Genomic DNA, 19,351 nt, shown 5'->3' with positions numbered 1-19,351 from the left:
AGGGGATCTTTAAAGACAGGAATGGAAGAATTCTATATCAATGAGGCAGCTTCGATATCTGCCGGAGGTGGGTCATGCCGATCCGTCTCCCTCTCCTTTCACAGGAAGATGCCTGGATACATCCCCACTCCACTGGTGGAATCTCCACGCGCCGCGGAAAGACTTGGAGTGGCACGGGTCTTCGTCAAGGATGAATCAAACAGGCTTTCTCTTCCTTCGTTCAAGATCCTCGGAGCCTCCTGGGCTGTATATCGCATCCTGAAACAAAAGATCACCGGGCTCGATACCGCCTGGAGCGATCTGGACAGATTGAGGATCATTGCCAGAGGCCATCTTCCAGGCAGGTTGATCACGGCGACCGATGGAAACCACGGGAGAGCCGTCGCGAGAGTCGCTTCGTGGCTTGGAATCGAGGCGCGTATCTTCATGCCGCAAGGTTCATCAAGACACAGGATCGAAGCGATTCGATCGGAAGGAGCCGATGTTACCGTAGTTGAGGGAGATTATGATCATGCCGTTTCAGAGGCAGCGGCGATCGCCGGGAAGAGGGAATGGTTGATTCAGGATATGGCATGGGAAGGGTACGAGGATATACCCCGAGCGATAGTCGAGGGATATTCGACGATCTTCAGCGAAATACAATGCCAGCTTGATTTGTTGCCGCCCGGGGAGGAATCGCCGCGGCAGGGCGATATCATGCCGGGACACCCGGCGATCGATCTTGCCGCCGTGCAGATAGGGGTCGGTTCACTCGCTGAAGCGGCTGTGAGATATTTAAGCAACCGGTCCGAGACTTCCACGCCGGTTCTTCTGGGAGTCGAACCGGCCAGCGCCGCTTGCGCTCTTGCGGCGGTAAAAGAAAACAGGGTCGTCAAGGTCAGGGAGCGCGGTGATACGATTATGGCTGGACTTAACTGCGGAAAAGTATCGAGAAGCGCCTTACCCGTGATAAGACGGGGAATCGGGTATTTCGTGGCGATCGAAGACAGATGGACTTTCGAAGCGATGAGGATCCTTGCTTCCGACGGTATCGTCTCGGGAGAATCGGGGGCCGCGGGCCTTGCGGGGCTCATTTATCTTTCAGAGGGAAGCAGCGAAGGCGGGATCGGGAAGATGACGGGAATCGGACCGAAGAGCAACATCCTTTTGATATCGACCGAGGGAATAACCGATCCGGACATATACCGGACAGCGACAGGCGGGAAAAATAGATGAACGAACTTTACCTGAAAAAAATAGCTTCGGAACTCGAGATCGATACCGGCCAGGTGTCGGCCGCGAGCAGATTGCTCGACGAAGGTGGCACTGTGCCTTTTATAGCAAGATACAGAAAGGAAGCTACCGGTTCCCTCGATGAAGTGGCGATCGCCGCGATTCGTGACCTGGAAGCGGAATTCAAAGCGCTCGATGACCGAAAGGCTTCGATAGTCAGATCTCTCGAAGAGAGGGGGCTGCTTGGCGAGGAGATCCATGAAAAGATCAAATCCGCATCGAGCATGACGATCCTTGAGGACATTTACCTTCCCTTCAGGCCTAAGAGGCGGACCCGGGCGACTGTCGCGAAAGAAAAGGGGCTCGAACCTTTAGCCATGCTTCTTTTCAGACAGGATGCCTCTGATCCGGTAGATCCGGAGAAAGAAGCGGAGACCTTCGTAGATTCTGAAAAGGGGATCGGTTCTGCCGCTGAAGCGCTCGAAGGGGCGAGGGATATAATCGCTGAAATGATCAGTGAAGATGCCGACGCGCGAGCCGGATTGCGCAACATATATTTTTCAAGAGGGGTGATAAGCTCATCGCAGGCGAAGTCGGAAGGTGTGGAAAAGGAAAAATACAGGGATTATTTCGACTGGAGCGAACCTGTTAAGAACGTGCCTTCTCACAGGGTTCTGGCGATATTTCGGGGGGAAAAGGAAAAGCATCTGAAAGTCTCGATTGCTCCTCCCGGGACTGAAGCGCTCGATTTTCTGATCCGGCATTTCGTCACTTCCGGATCGCCCGCCTCAAGGCAGGTCGCCATCGCTGTTGAGGATGGTTTGAAAAGGCTTCTCTCCGTCTCGATAGCGACCGGGATCAGGAAAGAACTTAAGGAACGGGCCGACAGGGAAGCGATCAGGGTCTTTTCTGAAAATCTCAGGGAACTTCTTCTCGCCCCTCCGCTTGGAAGAAAGAGAGTCCTCGGTGTAGATCCAGGGTTCAGGACGGGGTGCAAGCTCGCCTGCCTCGGAAAGCAGGGAGAACTTCTTCATTACGATACGATCTATCCACATACGGGAGAAGGAAAAAGGGAAGAAGCGAAGACCAGGACGATCGATCTTTGTGAAAAATTCAAGGTGGAAGCTGTCGCCATTGGTAACGGAACAGCGAGCCGGGAGACGGAGTCGTTTTTCCGCGGGCTTGGACTTGGAGAAAAGACTGTCATAGTCGCGGTCAATGAATCGGGAGCTTCGATCTATTCCGCTTCGAGCGCGGCGCGCGAGGAGTTTCCAGATCATGATCTCACCGTGAGGGGAGCGGTATCGATCGGCAGGAGACTGATGGATCCACTGGCTGAGCTGGTAAAAATAGATCCGAAATCAATCGGAGTCGGGCAGTACCAGCATGACGTAAACCAGGCAGACCTGAAGAAAGGGCTCGATGACGTCGTCATAAGCTGTGTGAACAACGTGGGAGTAGATGTAAATACGGCGAGCCGTCAGCTGCTCTCCTATGTATCGGGGCTTGGCCCGGTTCTGGCCGATAATATAGTAAAGTACAGGGACTTGAATGGTCCGTTCAGATCGAGGGATGATCTGATGGCAGTGCCCAGATTCGGTTCCAGCGCTTTTCTCCAGGCGGGAGGATTCCTCAGGATCAACGGGGGAATTAATCTGCTCGATTCAAGCGCAGTTCATCCTGAAAGTTACGATATAGTCTATTCGATGGCCAGGGGTGTTGGCTGCACTGTTGAAGATCTTATGGCGGACGGTGAAAAAAGAGCGGGGATAGTCCTTGAAGATTATGTCACTGATCAGGCGGGGATCCCGACGCTGAAAGATATCATCGCCGAGCTTGCCAGACCTGGCAGAGATCCCAGGGAGAAGTTCGAGGGGTTCAATTTTTCCAGTGAAGTGGAAAAGATCGAGGATGTCGAAAAAGGAATGATACTTCCCGGGATCGTCACCAACGTGACGGCGTTTGGAGCCTTTGTCGATATAGGTGTGCATCAGGACGGACTTGTCCACATCAGCCAGCTTTCGGACAGGTTCGTAAAAGACCCGCTCGAAGTCGTCCAGGCGGGAAAGAAAGTAGAAGTGACGGTGCTTGAAGTCGATCTCGAGAGAAAGAGGATATCCCTCTCGATGAAAAGATCACTGGCAGGCAGGTAAAGGGATCTCGCGCTTATGGAGATACGGGCCGGTCTGAACCGCGATCCTGTCACTGAAAAGAAATAACGCGCTCCGGCCGGACTGGTCAGGTTACTTCCTCGTCGCCGTTTTCTCCCGTCCCCTCTTTTTATCGCAGTCGCAATCTTCTTCATATTCAGGTTTTTCGTAAGGGATATTGTATGTATCGGCCTTCCATATATCCCTGTTATATTCAAGTATCGTCCGGTCGGATGAGAATTTTCCCATTCTCGCGACATTCAGTACAGCTTTCTCGATCCATCCGGCCCGATCGCGATAGACCTCCCCGACTTTCAGCTGACAATCCCGGTACGCTTCGAAATCGGCGAGAGTAAGGAAATGATCGGAATGAAGAAGGTTGTCGATAAGAGGTTTGAACATCTCCCTCTCCCCGGCGGAGAAAAATCCACCGGTTATCAGGTCGATCGTTTCCTTGAGCACCGGATCCGCGGCGTAGTATTTCCCCGCGTCGTATGATTGCGAGATAGTCCTGATCTCGTCCGCCGTGTGACCGAAGATAAATATATTCTCCCTGCCTACCTCTTCGAGTATCTCTATATTGGCTCCGTCAAGAGTGCCTATAGTCAACGCTCCGTTCAGCGACAGTTTCATATTTCCAGTGCCCGATGCTTCATAACCCGCCGTCGATATCTGTTCGGAGAGATCGGCGGCCGGGATTATTCTTTCGGCCAGAGAGACCCGGTAATTGGGAAGAAACGCGATCTTGATGAGATCGGAGGTCTTCGGATCGCGGTTTATCATTTCGGCGGCGTGGCAGATAAGCTTTATGACCATCTTCGAGATATAATAGGCTGGAGCTGTTTTGCCGGCGAAGAGGAAAGTCCGCGGATGCATATCGAACCCCGGTTCGTTCTTCAACCTGAGCCAGCAATATATGACGTGAAGAATATTGAGCATCTGTCTCTTGTATTCATGTATCCTTTTGATCTGGACGTCGAATATCGAATCGGCGTCTATCGAATAACCGGTCAGGTCGTCGGTGATTCCCACAAGTTCTTCCTTGTTCGCCTTTTTAACCTGGTCGTACTCTTTCTGGAACTGATCGTCCCTGGCAAGTGGTTCGATCTTGCGTATTTCCGAAAGATCCTTTATCCATCCCTTTCCGATATGTTTTGTTATCAGGCCGGCAAGACCGGGATTGGCCGAAAGCAGCCACCTTCTCGGAGTGATACCGTTCGTCTTGTTATTTATCCTGCCGGGGAAGAGTTCGTCGAATTCCTTGAAGATCCCTTCTTTCAGGAGTTCCGTGTGAAGGGCGGCGACGCCGTTTACCGAATGTGAGCCGACTATCGCCAGGTGGGCCATCCTGATCCTTTTGCTGCCCTCTTCGTTGATGATCGACAGCTTACGCATCCTGTCGTCATCTCCGAGATAACGGATCGATACGTCTCTCATGAAACGGCTGTTTATCTCATAGATGATCTCAAGATGCCTCGGCAGAAGATTGCCGAACATCTCGACGCGCCACTGTTCCAGTGCTTCCGAAAGGATCGTATGATTCGTGTAAGCGCAGGTCTTTGTAGTTATTTCCCATGCCTGGTCCCATTCGAGGTGCTGTTCGTCTACCAGGATCCTCATAAGCTCGAGAATCGAAAGGGAGGGGTGAGTGTCGTTCATCTGTATCGCGACCTTTTTGGGGAAATCGTCGAAGTTGAGATGATTGGTGAGATAGCGGCGTATAATATCCTGAATCGAACATGACACGAAGAAATACTGCTGTTTGAGCCTGAGTTCACGTCCCGCTATGGCGCTGTCATTCGGATAGAGGACCTTGGAGATATTTTCCGAGAGGTTTTTCTCCTCGACAGCCTTGAGATAATCCCCATGCTGGAAATAATCAAGATCGAACTCGTTGGACGCTTTCGAAGACCAGAGCCGCAGCGTATTTACCGTATGATTATCATATCCACATACTGGAGTGTCATGGGCGATGCCGATCACGTTGCTTGTCTCGACCCATTCCTTTTTCGGGCGTCCATTAGGCCACTCAGAGTTTTTTATCTTGCCGTAGAACTTGACGGTGAAATTGTACTCAGGTCTTTCTATTTCCCATGGGTTGCCGAACTTGAGCCAGGAATCGGGCAGTTCGACCTGGCCGAGGTCTCTTATGACCTGTTCGAATATTCCGAATTCGTACCTTATCCCATAACCGTACGCGGGGATCTCAAGAGCGGCCATGGAATCGAGAAAACAGGCGGCCAGCCTTCCAAGTCCGCCATTTCCAAGACCGGCGTCAGGTTCCTGTTCGACGAGATCATCGAAGTTGAGGCCGAGTCCGGCCATCGCTTTCCTTGCTTCATCGTAAAGGTCGAGGTTTATCAGGTTGTTGACAAGGGCTCTTCCCATGAGAAATTCAGCGGAGAGGTAATATACCCGCCTCGCGTCACGTCTGTGGTACAGCTGCTGCGTGGTGATCCACTGTTCGATAATCCTGTCCCGGACGGTAAGGGCGAGAGAATAATAGAGATCTCTGACCGTAGCTGTATACTGGTCTTTTGACAGCGAATATTCCAGGTGATTTGCGAAACATTCCTTGATATCATTCGCGTCCATTCCCTTATGGAATATCCCGTATTTTTCAAAAAGAGCACGCTTATCCATCGAACGCCCCCAAATCGGTTAGCGAATCATTATATGCGACAAACACGGAATCAGGATAGGCAGGAATTATTAAAAAAAACAATGTTTTAATTTGACAAACAGGTCAAATTAGATAATAATAGTAACAGTTACTAATAGTAAAGGAATTATTGTGACTACTGATATCAGGATGACAAGGCAGCGAAAAGTGATACTTGAGGAACTCAGGGGAATGAATTTGCACCCCACGGCGGACCAGCTCTATGAGGCGGCAAAAAAAAGGATTCCCGGCTTAAGTCTCGGGACTGTTTACAGGAACCTCGATCTATTGTCGAGAAGGGGAGAGATACGGAGGATAGAAAAGGCCGGCTCTCCGATGAGGTATGACGGTGATCTCAATGCTCACAGTCACATCTTCTGCGTTAAATGCGGCCGCGTGGCTGATATCGCTGATAATGCCTGTCAGGCAGGGTTAGTCGAAGAAAAGGTCATGGAGACAGGGTTCAGGTTGATCGGGATAAAGGTCGAACTGGCAGGTCTCTGTCCCGATTGCCAGGGACCGGCGGAAGATCATTCAGCGGAGGGATAGTGATCGAAGATGATGGCCTCAGCCCTTGAAGAACTTTATAAAAGATATGACAGCAGGGAGTTTGTCGAACCTGACCCCCTTCATTTTCTCTTCGACTATGATGATATTCGGGATCGGGAGATAGCGGGACTGATATCGTCATCCCTTGCTTTTGGGAATGTCAGGCAGATAATGGGAAGCGTGGCCAGGATACTTGATCTTACTGGAAAATCGCCTTCCCGATACCTGGAGCAGGCTGACAGGCCCCGGATAGAAAAAGATATAGGGATATTCAGGCACCGTTGGGCCGATCAGGACGCGATGATTAATCTCCTTGACGGGATGGCGTCGGCCATGAGAAAATTCGGGTCCCTCGAGAAATGTTTTGCGTCAGGATATTCCGACCGGGACAGTGATGTTGTTCCAGCACTGACGGCCTTTGTCGATGAGATCATCGGAAAAGGCAAGGTCAACAGGCTGTTGCCATCGCCGTCTCGCGGGAGCGCCTGCAAGAGGTTGAATCTCTACCTCAGATGGATGGTCCGTTCAGACGGAGTTGATCCCGGGGGATGGGAGATGATTTCTGCTTCGAAACTGATAGTGCCTCTTGATGTACATATGCACAGGTTCGCTATCCTGCTCGGAATGACCAGCCGCAGGCAGGCTGATCTCAAGACAGCCAGAGAGATAACCGGAGAGATGAAAAAATTCGCCCCTGATGACCCTGTAAAATATGATTTTGCCCTTACAAGGCTTGGGATCAGGCGCGACGACGACAGGGAAGGCCTGCTTCGCAGGTTCGGAATAACCATAGATGATTACGGTAAGATCGGCGGAGCGCGGTCGGCGGGCGCGAGGCGGGTAGGAGTGAACTGATGGAAGTTTTACAGAAATTCATAATAGAGGTCTTCGATACTCTGAAAGAGATGTCCCCGTACCTTTTATTCGGTTTTTTCGTCGCGGGCCTTCTGTCGGTCTACATAAAACCGGAGACGGTCGAAAGGCACCTTGGGGGAGGCGGATTCCTCCAAGTGGTCAAAGCTTCCCTTTTCGGAGTCCCGCTTCCGCTATGCTCATGCGGAGTCATACCGGTGTCAGTCTCTCTCAGAAAACATGGCGCGAGCAAAGGCGCGATGACTTCGTTTCTTATCTCCACCCCCCAGACGGGGATAGACAGTATATTCGTGACCCTCAGCCTGCTCGGCCCCGTCTACGCGATATTTCGACCTGTAATAGCCTTCATAAGCGGGATAATTGGCGGTTCGGCGATAAATATTTTCGATAAGGACGGGGAGAACGAAGTGTCGACGAAGCATGTCTGCGGTCCCGATACTTGCGGGATCGAGAGCGGACCGAGAAGATTCTCGCAGATCTTCAGGTACGCCTTCAGGACGCTTCCCTCTGATATAAACAAGGCCCTCGTCATCGGAATCCTCATAGCAGCTGTGATAGGAGCTTTGGTACCGGACGATTTTCTTTCCGGCATCCTCGGAGGCGGGATAATAGCGATGCTGGTGATGATCGCTCTTGGAATACCGGTCTATGTCTGCGCGACAGCTTCGGTCCCGATCGCGGCAGCCCTCGTGGCAAAAGGCGTTTCACCCGGCGCGGCTCTGGTCTTTCTTATGACCGGCCCGGCCACAAACGCCGCTACTATCCTCACTGTCGGCAAGATACTCGGCAGGAGATCGGCGGGGATATATCTCGCTACAGTCGCGCTCTCGGCCATAGGGGCGGGATTACTTCTCGACTTCGTGTACAGGTCTCCATTCATCGGCAGCCCCGGCGCCATGCCTTTTATGCTCCCTGGATGGATCGGTGTCGCCAGCGCGGTCGCGTTGTCGGTGATAATCGCTGTTTCATTCCTTCCCGGGCGCCGGGTGGCGGAGTTGACCGCGCCGGTGGGGACTGAAAAGGCGGTCATTCGTATAAAAGGTATGACATGTGAACATTGCGTATTTAACGTAAAAAGAGCATTACTGGAGATCCCCGGCGTAAAGGAAGCCGTGGTCGATCTGAAAAGAGGTGAGGCCGTAATAACAGGAGACCATATCGATCAAACCCGGATCGCTGAATCGGTCCGATCAGTAGGATATTCAGTGACGGAGCAGAAAATATACCCTCTTTCCGGAGGGGATGAGGATAGAGAAAAGTGACTCTGAAAAAAGGAGGTCTATAAGTGTCGATCAAGGGTTCAGAAACGGAAAAAAACATCCTGAAGGCGTTCGCGGGTGAATCACAGGCGAGAAATCGCTACAGCTATTTTGCTTCCAAGGCAAAAAAGGAAGGATACGTCCAGATCTCGTCGATCTTCGAAGAGACTGCTAACCAGGAAAAAGAACACGCGAAGCGTCTTTTTAAATTACTGGAAGGAGGCGAAGTTGAAATAACGGCGGGATTTCCTGCTGGAGTGATCGGAAAGACCGAGGAGAATCTCGCTGAGGCGGCTGGAGGAGAAAATCACGAATGGACAACGATGTATCCCGATTTCGCTAAAGTGGCTAGGGATGAGGGTTTCGCGGAGATCGCCGCTATTTTCGAGGCGATCGCGGTCGCGGAAAAACAACACGAAAAACGTTACAGGGACCTGCTCGATAATGTCAATTCCGGGCGTGTCTTCAAGCGCGGCGAAGCTGTCGTCTGGCGCTGCCGCAATTGCGGTTATCTTCACGAGGGGAAGGAAGCACCGAAGGTATGCGCCGCCTGCGCGCATCCCACGGCTCATTTCGAGATCCTCGGTGAAAACTGGTAGCAAAAAGAACCATTATAACTGATCAGGAGGAGTAGAAAATGGCAAAGAAACTCGAGATCTATAAATGTGATATGTGTGGAAACATCGTAGAGGTACTCCATGGCGGAGCCGGGCGGCTTGTCTGCTGCGGCGCGGAGATGAAGAAATTCGACGAAAAGACCGCTGATGCCTCCAAGGAAAAACACGTTCCCGTGATCGAGAAGATCGACGGCGGCTACAAGGTAGTCGTTGGCAGCACAGCGCACCCGATGGAAGACAGTCACTGGATCGAATGGATAGAGCTTATAGATGGGGACAACGCCTACAGGACTTTTCTCAATCCGGGCGACGCGCCTGAAGCTGTCTTTCTGACCGACGCCGATGAGGTCTCGGCAAGGGAATACTGTAATGTGCACGGGCTCTGGAAGAAGGAGTAGGACCGATGATAAACGATAAGATCCGTAAAGCAATGAATGAACAGATCAAGGCGGAATATTACTCCGCTTACCTCTATCTTTCGATGGCCGGGTATCTCCACGATATGGGACTGGACGGAATGGGCGTATGGATGCGGGCGCAGGCGATGGAAGAGACGATACACGCAATGAAGTTTTTTGACCATATCGTTGAACGCGGAGGAAAGACCGAACTCGGGGCGATCGAGAAACCTCCCTCGAGCTGGAAATCCCCCCTTGAAGCTTTTAAAGGGGCGCTCGACCATGAGAGGCTTATTACTGGAATGATCAATGACCTTTACAAGCTTGCCACCGAGGAGGACGACTACGCGTCGAGGACGATGCTCCAGTGGTTCATTGACGAACAGATCGAGGAAGAAGCAAACGCGGAGAAAAACGTGAGGATGCTCGAAATGGCAGGCGAATCGGGGCAGGGCCTGTTCATGATCGACAGGGATCTTGGGACAAGGACAATGCCACTGGTTCCAGTAGTAGCACCCTGAACGGGCGATGAAGCTGGCTTGAGGCAGGAAGGATAAAGATGGCTGAGACGTTCAAGGCGGTCCAGGTGACTGATAACGTCTACTGGGTCGGCGCGATTGACTGGGATATAAGGAATTTTCACGGCTATGCCACGCACAGGGGCAGCACTTATAACGCCTATCTTGTCATGGCTGAGAAGGTGACCCTTATAGATACGGTGAAAGGACCCTTTAAAAACGAGTTTCTCTCGAGGATTTCGTCGGTCATTGATCCGGGAAGGATCGACTATGTCGTTTCCAACCACTCGGAAATGGATCATTCCGGCTGTCTTCCAGGATTTATCGAAAGGTTTCAACCTGAAAAGGTGTTCGCCTCAAAAAAAGGCGTGGAAGCTCTCGATGCCCATTTCGGCATTGGCGAAAAACTTCTCGCCGTGGATGACGGAGAAAGAATCGATCTTGGAAATAACTCGTTGACCTGTATCGAAACGAGGATGCTTCACTGGCCCGATAGCATGGTGACATACCTGTCGGAGGGAAAGATCCTTTTTTCGCAGGACGGGTTCGGGATGCACCTGGCATCTACCGACCGGTTCGACGACAGGCTCGAGGATTACATCCTTGAGCAGGAAGCGGCAAAGTATTACGCCAATATCCTCCTGCCATTCTCGCCGATCGTGAAGAGAACGCTGAAGAAGATCGACGAGTCGGGACTCGATATCGATATGATAGCTCCCGATCACGGACCTGTCTGGCGGTCCCGCAAGGAGAAGATCCTTTTGCTCTACAGGCGGTGGTCGGACAGGGAGCTGAGAAGAAAAGCGGTAATCACATGTGATTCGATGTGGGGTTCGACTACTATAATGTCGAGAGCGATCGGGCAGGGCCTTCTTGAGAGCGGAGTCGATATATCATACCTGAATCTTGGTTCCTCAGACAGATCGGATCTCGCCACCGAACTTATCGATGCCGGAGCGCTCGTGGTAGGTTCGCCGACGATAAATGGAAATCTTTTCCCGACGGTAGCTGACGCCCTGTATTATATACGCGGATTGAAGCCCACCGGAATAGTCGGCGCCGCTTTCGGTTCTTACGGATGGAGCGGGGAAGCAGTCGGGCAGATCACCGAATTGCTTGAACAGATGAAGATCGAACTGATCGGCGAAAAGATCAGGGCGAAATATGTCCCAGGCGGCGATACTCTTCAACGTTGCGGGGAACTGGGCCGCGCGATAGGGAAAAGACTTGAATCGCTTCCTCTTGAATTTCCTGGAAAGATGGAGGCCCGGTGACGGTCAAGAGACAGATCATTCGTATAGATGAGGAGAAGTGTAACGGTTGCGGGCTCTGTATCCCGAACTGCCCCGAAGGAGCGCTTCAGATAATCGATGGAAAGGCAAGGCTGATAAGCGACCTTTTCTGCGACGGCCTGGGGGCGTGTATCGGAGAGTGCCCCGAAGGAGCCATATCGACCGAGTTTCGGGAGGCGCAGGTCTATGACGAGGAAAAAGTCATGGAAAATATCGTCCGTCAGGGAGAGAACGTCATCAAAGCTCACCTGCGGCACCTTCTCGATCACGGAGAGACCGGCCTGCTCGTTCAGGGGATCGAGTACCTGAAAGAAAGGGATATCGATGTCCCCGGGGAGATCATCGCTTCGCTATGTCCGGCGGCGGGCAAGGCGGTGTCCCGGTCAGTCTGCCCCGGCTCGTCGACGGTAGAGATTATAAGGGATGATGATTCAGAAAAGAGAGACGGGATACGACATTCTCCCTCTATGCTGGGACACTGGCCGGTACAGATAAAGCTCGTTCCCTCTCACGCTTCATTTCTCAAGGGAGCCGATCTTGTCATCGCTGCCGACTGTGTCCCCTTCGCCTTCGCCGGATTCCATGACAGGTTCCTGAGAGGAAGAGTATGCCTTGTGGGATGCCCGAAACTCGATGATTCCGGGTACTATCTTGAAAAGCTTACGGAGATCTTCTCGGATAATGAGATCCGATCGATAATCGTGGCGTACATGGAAGTCCCCTGCTGCTCGGGGATGGTAAGGCTCGTTGAACGCGCCCTGGCCGCGTCCGGAAAGGATATTCCTTTCGAAAAACAGATGATAGGCATCAAGGGGGAAGAGATCAGCTAGCGGGGCGGGTGGCGCTCGTTTCCAGTGCTAATCGAAATCGACGGGCTGGGGCCTCGTTCTGTTTTTTTTCAATTCACCGCGTTTTTTCTTCTCACGCAGCCGGTACTCTTTTATCGACCGGGGGAGCCCGGGCCTTTTGCGCTCCAATTCGGGAATAAGTGCTTCTCTTACCAGTTCGATGAACCTTTCAAGGGCGGCCTGGCGGTTTGCCATCTGGGTCCTGTGCTTTTGTGAGGAAACCCTGAGGACTCCCGCTTTATTTATCCTGCCGGAGAGTCTTTGGCGGATCAGTGAGATCTGGTCGGGGTCAAGAGCGCTCGAAGAGAGGATATCGAATGTAAGCAACACTTTTGTATTGACCTTGTTGACGTTTTGTCCGCCCGGTTTGCTGCTTCGCGCGAAACTGAAATGGATCTCATCGTCCGGTATTTCCAGTTTGTCGTTTATCCAGACCACTCTGCGCTCCTTTCATTCACCCCAGAACGATCACACTTATTGTACCAGCGGCCAAGTGAATTGTTGAGGTCTTTTTAATGATATGGTACTGTCTGTGAACGGGACAGTCAGGTTGATATACTCGCTGCGAAGCAACAATATCTTCTCTCTGGCCGTATTATGGTAGGAAACCGGCTGCCGAAGAGCTGTTAGCGGATTTCGGGATGATAGCTGGTCATCTGTTTTTCCAGTTGATGGAGGTACCGCAGTGAAATCGTTTTTCAGGTCTTTTTTTGCCAGCTTGCTGGCGATAGTGGTAACCGTTCTCCTGATCGTAGCGGTGGTCGCGTCCAAATCGAGTGAGAAATCAAAGATCGAGGATCATTCCTGGCTGGTAATAGATCTTTATGGAAGCGTTTCAGAATATTCCCCTCCAGGGGGAGTGATGTCAGAGATCGTCGGAGGAAAACCCGAGACACTTCAGAGGATCCTGTCGAACCTTGAAAAGGTATGCGTCGATGACAGGATAGAGGGAGTCATCTTGAAGATGTCTGAAGTAAACGGGACAGGACGGGCGATGAAAGAAGAGATAAGAGGTGCTGTCAAGAATGTCCAGGCAAGCGGCAAGAAAGTATATGGATTCTCTGATTCGATGGACAGAAGCCTTTATTATCTCGCGAGCGCCTGCGACTCGATATTCATGCCTCCCGGTGGATATATGTCCTTTACCGGGTATTCCGTTACTACGCAGTATCTTCTGGGCACTCTTGAAAAACTCGGGATCAGGCAGAATCTTCATAAGATAAAGGATTACAAGAGCGCTGCCGAGATGTTGATGGACAGGAAGATGTCGCCCGCGGTGAGAGAGAACAGGGAATGGATGCTGGAAGAATTCTGGCAGATCTTCTGCGATGCGGTCGAATCGGATCGGGGACTGTCAGAGGAAAAGATAACAGAAGCAATGGAGCACGCTCTTTTTCAGCCTGTCGAAGCGGTTGAATTCGGCCTGATCGACGGATTGAAGTATTGGGACGAGTTGGAAGCGCTACTCCTTAGAGAAGGGGACGAGAAGCTGCGGAAAGTATCGCAATCAAGGTATGCCGACGAGGATCCGGGAAAACTGGGTCTTAAGGGAGACAGGAAGATCGCGGTTATACACGCCCAGGGATCGATTGGTGGCCGGAAGAACCGGGTAGATCCGATGCTCGGAATAATGATGGGGCATGAATCGATCGTGGCGGAACTTAAAAAAGCCGAGAAGGATGATGACGTCGCCGCGATCGTATTCCGCGTCGACAGCGGCGGTGGGGAGAGTCTGGCGAGCGATATGATCAGTCATCAGGTAGAGGTGACTTCGAAGGTCAAACCGGTGATCGTATCGATGGTCGATGTAGCCGCTTCAGGCGGATATATGATCGCCTTCAAGGCGACAAGGATCGTCGCCGACAGGATGACAGTCACCGGTTCGATAGGTTCCATAAGCGGCAAGATGAATATCAACGGTCTTCATGAGAAACTCGGAATAACGCATGATTTTGTCACGAAAGGTCCAAGGGGTCTTTTCTATTCACCATACAAGGATTTTTCCGATGAAGAATGGGAGATATTCAGGAAAAACCACTGGGCTGATTTTAACAGCTGGCTGCAGGCGGTCGCCGATACCAGGGGTATGACCTTCGAAGAGGCTGAGAAGCTTGCTCACGGCCGCATATGGAGCGGAAGGCAGGCGGTCGATAATCGACTGATCGATGAAGTCGGAGATCTGAAGAAAGCGATCGGGATTGCTGCCGCCGAAGCGGGGCTCGGTGAAAAGGAAAAGGTGACAGTCGTCCACCTTCCCGAGAAAAAAGGTTTTGTGGAAGAACTGATGTCAGGAGGCAGTTTCACGACTGTCGCCGAATATGTCATCTACAGGTATATAAGGGATGACCTGGCTGACAGGTGGAATTTTCTTACCTCGCAGAACAAACTGATGATGGAAGAATCGATGGTAAACTAGTACCGATCAAGGCATGATGGTCTGCCAGAGGCGGCGCGATGCGAAAAGCGCCGCCTTTTTTTGTTAAGGTCCGGTAATAGATGACGATGTATATGTTGTCGGGAATGCTTCGATTCAGTGGAATGCATGCCGGGAAAAACCGCGGCGACATAAGGGAGTGAGATATTATTATTTATACTGGAAAAAATGGAGTGCCGTTTGATGCTGAATAATGAAGATATAGGATTCTCTCCCGATTTTCTGCTTGATCAGATTGACAATGATAAGGAGTTGTTTGACACTCTAATAAATATATTTGTCGAGGATGCCGGGGATCATATAAGGCTGATCAGGGAATCAATAGAAAAAAACGATATTGAAAAAACGCAGAGGGAATCGCACACATTAAAGGGAGCTTCGGGAACGATCGGGGCTGCGTTGATCTCTCAGCTCGCCGCCGAGATCGAGAAACGGTCAAAGGACTCCGATCTGTCCGGGACTGGCGAGCTTTTAATAAGGATCGAAAGGGCTTTCCAGGATCTTTTGGAACTGCTGGGAAAGACCCAGGACAGCAGCGGGGTCGAGCCTTCCGGCCTTACGGGATAGAGCCAGGCTGGACGTTTCGATCGATTTTCGATCCCTGCCCGGCATTGATATTCCCCTTATATGTCGATATTATTGACACGCGTCGACAGGCGGGTTAATCTCGCTGTGTCAGTCGATAAGTATCCATATAAGGAGGAAGATGTGATCAGGCGAGCTTTTATCAAAAAGAGCCTCTCGCTGGCTGTGATATATCTGCTGATCTTTCACATGCCCGCCGCTGCCATAAAAAGACCGATCACGGCAAATGACCTGTGGAATCTGAAAAGAATAGGATCGTACCGCTTGTCTCCCTCCGGTCATAAGGCCGCCGTCGTCGTAACTGAATATGATATAGAAGAGAACAAGGGACAGGGTGACATCTGGCTTGTAAATACGGATGGTTCCGGGAGCAGGCGATTTACGACGGGAGAGACGACCGAGAGTGATCCGGTATGGAGCCAGCGCGGAAATAAGATCGCCTTTACCGCGAGCAGGAACTCCGGCAAGCCGCAGTTGCAGATAATATCCACGGAAGGCGGAGAGGCGACGGAGGTCACCGATATGCCGCTGGGGGTATCAGATCCGAGATGGCTTCCCTGCGGTAGAAAAATGATATTCGTCTCACCGGTCATTCCGGGATTCGGTGGCGATCCCGATTCTATCAGGGCTGAACTCACCCGCCGCGAGAAGAGCAAGGTCAGCGCGAAAGTAACTGAAGACAGGTTCTATCGATATTGGGATCACTGGCTGACCGATGGGTATATCAACCATTTGTTTATGATCGATCTTGAGACTAAAAAGGTGACCGATCTCATGCCTGGCTGGGACCGGCTGACTGGATCGCGGGGAGGCATCGAATATGATATCTCTCCTGACGGAAAGGAAATAGCGTTTACCTCTCTCAGAAGCGGACCGCCGTACGACAGTCTTGAAAGCGATATCTATCTTCTTGATATCGCCGATCCCGGGATCTGCAGGAATCTCACGGCGGATAATCCCGCCGATGATTTTTCGCCATATTATACTCCCGATGGTAAATATATCCTCTACGGACGCCAGAAGATCATCGGGTTTTACGGAGACCGGGTGAGACTGGTGAGATACAACCGAATGACGGAGGAAAAAAGGCTTCTTACAGAATCATTCGATAGATCGCCATCGGACTGGGTAGTCGATAAAAAAGGAAAGAAGATATTTTTTCACGCTGAAGACAGGGCGATGGTATCGCTGTTTTCCGTTGGTATTGATGGCGGAAAAATCAGTGAGATCTACCGCGGGGGAAGCAACCGTTCGATCGATCTTCTTCCCGATGGATCATTGATATTTATTCATCAAAGCAACAGCCAGCCGGCATGCCTCTGCATCGTGGATAAAAACGGCGGAAATTTCAAAAAGCTCACTTCCTTCAACGACGCACTTCTGGATTCGATCGAAATGGGACGTTTCGAGGATGTATGGTTCAAGGGGGCGGATGATGAGGATGTGCAGATGTTTATACTATATCCTCCCGGATTCGATTCAGGAAGGAAATGGCCGCTTCTTATGCTCGTGCACGGCGGCCCGCACGGGACTTTCGGTGATGTCTTTCATCCGAGATGGAACACTCAGGTATTCGCCGCGCCTGGATACGTCACCGCGATGGTGAATTTCCATGGGTCATCCGGGTTCGGGCAGGAGTTTACCGATGCTATCACCGGAGAGCATGGAAGGAAACCGTTTATCGATGTTATGAACGCGGTCGATCTGATAATCGGACGCGGATTTATCGATGAGGAGAGGATGGCTCTTGCCGGGGGAAGTTATGGGGGATACCTCGCAAGCTGGGTCGGGACCCAGACCGACAGATTCGCCTGTCTTATAAATCATGCCGGGGTTTTCGACCTTTGCGCGCAGTTCGGGTCTGATATTACATCTGGCAGATCGAGGGCGTATGGAGGCACGGTCTGGGATGATATCGAGGATGTCATAAAGTGGTCTCCCGCCCACAATATGAAGGACTATTCGACACCGACTCTTATAATACATGGAGAAAAGGATTACAGGGTCCCGGTCGGAAACGGATTGGAAGCTTACGGTATCCTTAAAGCGAAAGGGGTACCGTCGAGATTTGTATATTTTCCTGATGAAAACCATTGGGTTCTGACTCCTCAGAACTCGATATTCTGGTATGGTGAGTTTCACGCCTGGCTGGATCGTTGGATATCGGCCGGACCGAAAGCTGGCATGCAGTCAAGAAAACCGGGGAGGTCATCATGAACAATGGCTCAGGGCTGCTTAATATCCTGACGGTAATACCCGCGGCGGCATTCCTTTTTGCCGCCATCCTTCCCGATGATTCATCGGCATTCGACAGGGTCAGTGGAAGGTGCGACGCTTCAAGGTCTGAAGTGATCTGTAAAAACGGCATGGTCTGCGCAGCCCAGCCCCTGGCAGTCCAGATTGGCATCGATATACTGAAAAAGGGTGGAAACGCTTTCGACGCGGCTATAGCGGTCAACGCAGCTCTCGGACTTATGGAACCGGTCTCAAGCGGAATAGGCGGAGACCTTTTCGCCATAGTCTGGGATTCGAAGACAAAAAGACTTTACGGTCTGAACGCGAGCGGAAGAAGCCCCTATCTTCTCAATATAGATGAAGTCAGGAAAAAGGGATTTTCAAAGATCCCCTATACGGGGATGCTTCCACAGACTGTTCCCGGATGCGTCGACGGCTGGTTTGAACTTCATGAAAGATTCGGGTCACTTTCGATGAAGGAAATCCTCTCTCCGGCTATCCGGTATGCCGAGGAAGGTTTTCCCGTTACCGAAGTGATAGCCCATTACTGGGGACTTGGCGCTGAAAGGCTTGCCGGCGAACCGAATTTTGCCGATACTTACATGCCGGGCGGCAGAGCTCCTGAAAAGGGGGAGATATTCCGGAACCCGGATCTTGCCTCCACATACAGGATCCTTGCCGAAAAGGGGCGCGAGGCGTTCTATCGAGGCGAGATCGCAAGGACGATCGACAGGTTCTGCCGGGAAAATGGCGGATACCTCAGGCTGAAAGATTTTCAGGATCACAGATCGACCTGGGTAGAACCTGTCAGCGCGGGTTACCGCGGATATGACCTCTGGGAGCTTCCACCAAACGGACAGGGGATCGCGGCGCTTCAGATCCTCAATATTCTCGAAGGATTCGATCTCTCCTCTGCGGGGTTCGGTTCAGCGGAGTACATCCATCTGTTGACTGAGGCGAAAAAAATAGCGTTTGAGGACAGGGCAAGATTTTATGCCGATCCCGATTACGCCGATATTCCGGTGGATGGACTGATATCGAAGCAGTACGCGGCCAGGAGAAGGGAACTGATAGATATCGATGCCGTCTTGAGAGAGATCCCCGATGGGGATCCGGTCCTGGACAATGGCGAGACTACTTATCTTGTAGTCGCCGACAGTGACAGGAATTTCGTCTCTTTGATACAGAGCAACTATGCCGGGTTCGGTTCCGGGCCAGTCCCGGACCGGCTTGGATTCTGCCTGCAGGACAGGGGCGCCCTTTTCAATCTCGATCCGGATCACCCCAATTCGCTTCAACCTCACAAAAGGCCTTTTCACACGATAATTCCCGCTATGGTGACGAAAGACGGTGACCCGGTTTTCGCCTTCGGCGTAATGGGAGGTTCGATGCAGCCTCAGGGGCATGCCCAGATCATCTGCAATATCATCGATTTCGGGATGGGGATACAGGAGGCTGGCGATGCTCCAAGGATCAGGCATTACGGTTCTTCCCAACCGACCGGAGAAGTGATGTCGGACGGGGGGAAGCTGGCCATCGAATCGGGGATCGAAGAGGCAGTCATCAGGGCATTGATCGATAAGGGACATTCCGTGGTCCGCGAGAGCGGAGGATTCGGCGGGTACCAGGGAATATGGTGGGACCGCGCCAGGGATCTGCTGATCGGCGGTTCTGAATCAAGAAAAGACGGCTGCGCGGCCGGCTATTGAAAGACCGGTC

15 protein-coding genes and 1 pseudogene are annotated in these 19,351 nt (G+C 51.7%); 14 read left to right on the top strand and 2 right to left on the bottom strand.

The features are described 5' to 3' along the window. The first annotated feature begins 21 nt into the window (after positions 1–21). Together JW814_01515 and JW814_01510 are read left to right on the top strand one after the other, a co-directional pair. Entirely contained in the window at positions 22–1,215 is a 1,194-nt protein-coding gene (locus JW814_01515; protein MBN2070106.1) for a diaminopropionate ammonia-lyase, read from the top strand. After that, entirely contained in the window at positions 1,212–3,365 is a 2,154-nt protein-coding gene (locus JW814_01510; protein ID MBN2070105.1) for an RNA-binding transcriptional accessory protein, read from the top strand. The genes JW814_01515 and JW814_01510 overlap by 4 nt, the downstream gene beginning before the upstream one ends. 90 nt (positions 3,366–3,455) lie before the next feature. Here the strand turns inward: JW814_01510 and JW814_01505 are convergent, their stop codons facing one another. After that, the gene (locus JW814_01505; protein ID MBN2070104.1) at positions 3,456–6,005 is read right to left on the bottom strand and encodes a glycogen/starch/alpha-glucan phosphorylase; all 2,550 of its coding nucleotides are present in this window, start codon (positions 6,003–6,005) and stop codon (positions 3,456–3,458) included. 169 nt (positions 6,006–6,174) lie between these two features. Here JW814_01505 and JW814_01500 point away from each other — a divergent pair, with 169 nt between their 5' ends. From JW814_01500 to JW814_01465, 8 genes and pseudogenes are all read left to right on the top strand, one after another. Next, positions 6,175–6,573 carry a transcriptional repressor gene (locus tag JW814_01500; GenBank protein ID MBN2070103.1) on the top strand — a complete coding sequence of 133 codons (399 nt, stop codon included), beginning with the start codon at positions 6,175–6,177 and terminating at the stop codon, positions 6,571–6,573. Between the two features lie 9 nt (positions 6,574–6,582). Then, entirely contained in the window at positions 6,583–7,428 is an 846-nt protein-coding gene (locus tag JW814_01495; protein MBN2070102.1) for a TIGR02757 family protein, read from the top strand. Next, positions 7,425–8,426, top strand: a pseudogene (locus JW814_01490) (SO_0444 family Cu/Zn efflux transporter). Before JW814_01495 ends, JW814_01490 begins: the two are co-directional and overlap by 4 nt. A 305-nt stretch (positions 8,427–8,731) precedes the next feature. After that, a complete protein-coding gene (locus tag JW814_01485; protein MBN2070101.1) occupies positions 8,732–9,304 on the top strand; it encodes a rubrerythrin family protein in 573 nt (190 codons plus the stop codon). Between the two features lie 38 nt (positions 9,305–9,342). Next, positions 9,343–9,720, top strand: coding sequence for a desulfoferrodoxin (locus tag JW814_01480; GenBank protein ID MBN2070100.1), 378 nt, complete (start codon positions 9,343–9,345; stop codon positions 9,718–9,720). 5 nt (positions 9,721–9,725) lie between these two features. Continuing rightward, positions 9,726–10,241, top strand: coding sequence for a ferritin (locus tag JW814_01475; GenBank protein MBN2070099.1), 516 nt, complete (start codon positions 9,726–9,728; stop codon positions 10,239–10,241). Between the two features lie 38 nt (positions 10,242–10,279). After that, a complete protein-coding gene (locus tag JW814_01470; protein ID MBN2070098.1) occupies positions 10,280–11,512 on the top strand; it encodes an FprA family A-type flavoprotein in 1,233 nt (410 codons plus the stop codon). Then, complete coding sequence (locus tag JW814_01465; GenBank protein MBN2070097.1) at positions 11,509–12,360, top strand: 4Fe-4S binding protein; 852 nt, start codon at positions 11,509–11,511, stop codon at positions 12,358–12,360. Before JW814_01470 ends, JW814_01465 begins: the two co-directional genes overlap by 4 nt. Positions 12,361–12,387: 27 nt before the next feature. Here JW814_01465 and arfB read toward each other — a convergent pair whose 3' ends face one another. After that, complete coding sequence (arfB, locus tag JW814_01460) at positions 12,388–12,816, bottom strand: aminoacyl-tRNA hydrolase (protein MBN2070096.1); 429 nt, start codon at positions 12,814–12,816, stop codon at positions 12,388–12,390. Between the two features lie 247 nt (positions 12,817–13,063). Here arfB and sppA point away from each other — a divergent pair, with 247 nt between their 5' ends. The 4 genes from sppA to ggt all read left to right on the top strand — a co-directional run bounded on the left by sppA (position 13,064) and on the right by ggt (position 19,341). Then, positions 13,064–14,794 (top strand): signal peptide peptidase SppA, encoded by a 1,731-nt coding sequence (sppA, locus tag JW814_01455; protein ID MBN2070095.1) that lies wholly within the window; start codon positions 13,064–13,066, stop codon positions 14,792–14,794. Between the two features lie 201 nt (positions 14,795–14,995). Then, entirely contained in the window at positions 14,996–15,379 is a 384-nt protein-coding gene (locus tag JW814_01450; GenBank protein MBN2070094.1) for an Hpt domain-containing protein, read from the top strand. A gap of 141 nt (positions 15,380–15,520) precedes the next feature. Next, positions 15,521–17,614, top strand: a complete 2,094-nt coding sequence (locus JW814_01445; protein ID MBN2070093.1) for a S9 family peptidase — start codon at positions 15,521–15,523, stop codon at positions 17,612–17,614. Continuing rightward, positions 17,611–19,341: a gamma-glutamyltransferase gene (gene ggt / locus JW814_01440; GenBank protein MBN2070092.1), complete on the top strand. Its 1,731-nt coding sequence runs from the start codon at positions 17,611–17,613 to the stop codon at positions 19,339–19,341. Before JW814_01445 ends, ggt begins: the two co-directional genes overlap by 4 nt. The last annotated feature ends 10 nt before the right edge of the window (positions 19,342–19,351 follow it).

The sequence above is a fragment of the Candidatus Krumholzibacteriota bacterium genome (assembly GCA_016932415.1).
Classification (GTDB): domain Bacteria; phylum Krumholzibacteriota; class Krumholzibacteriia; order Krumholzibacteriales; family Krumholzibacteriaceae; genus Krumholzibacterium.
Note: the sequence above shows the minus strand (reverse complement) of the source record. Positions and strands in the feature narration are given on the sequence as shown.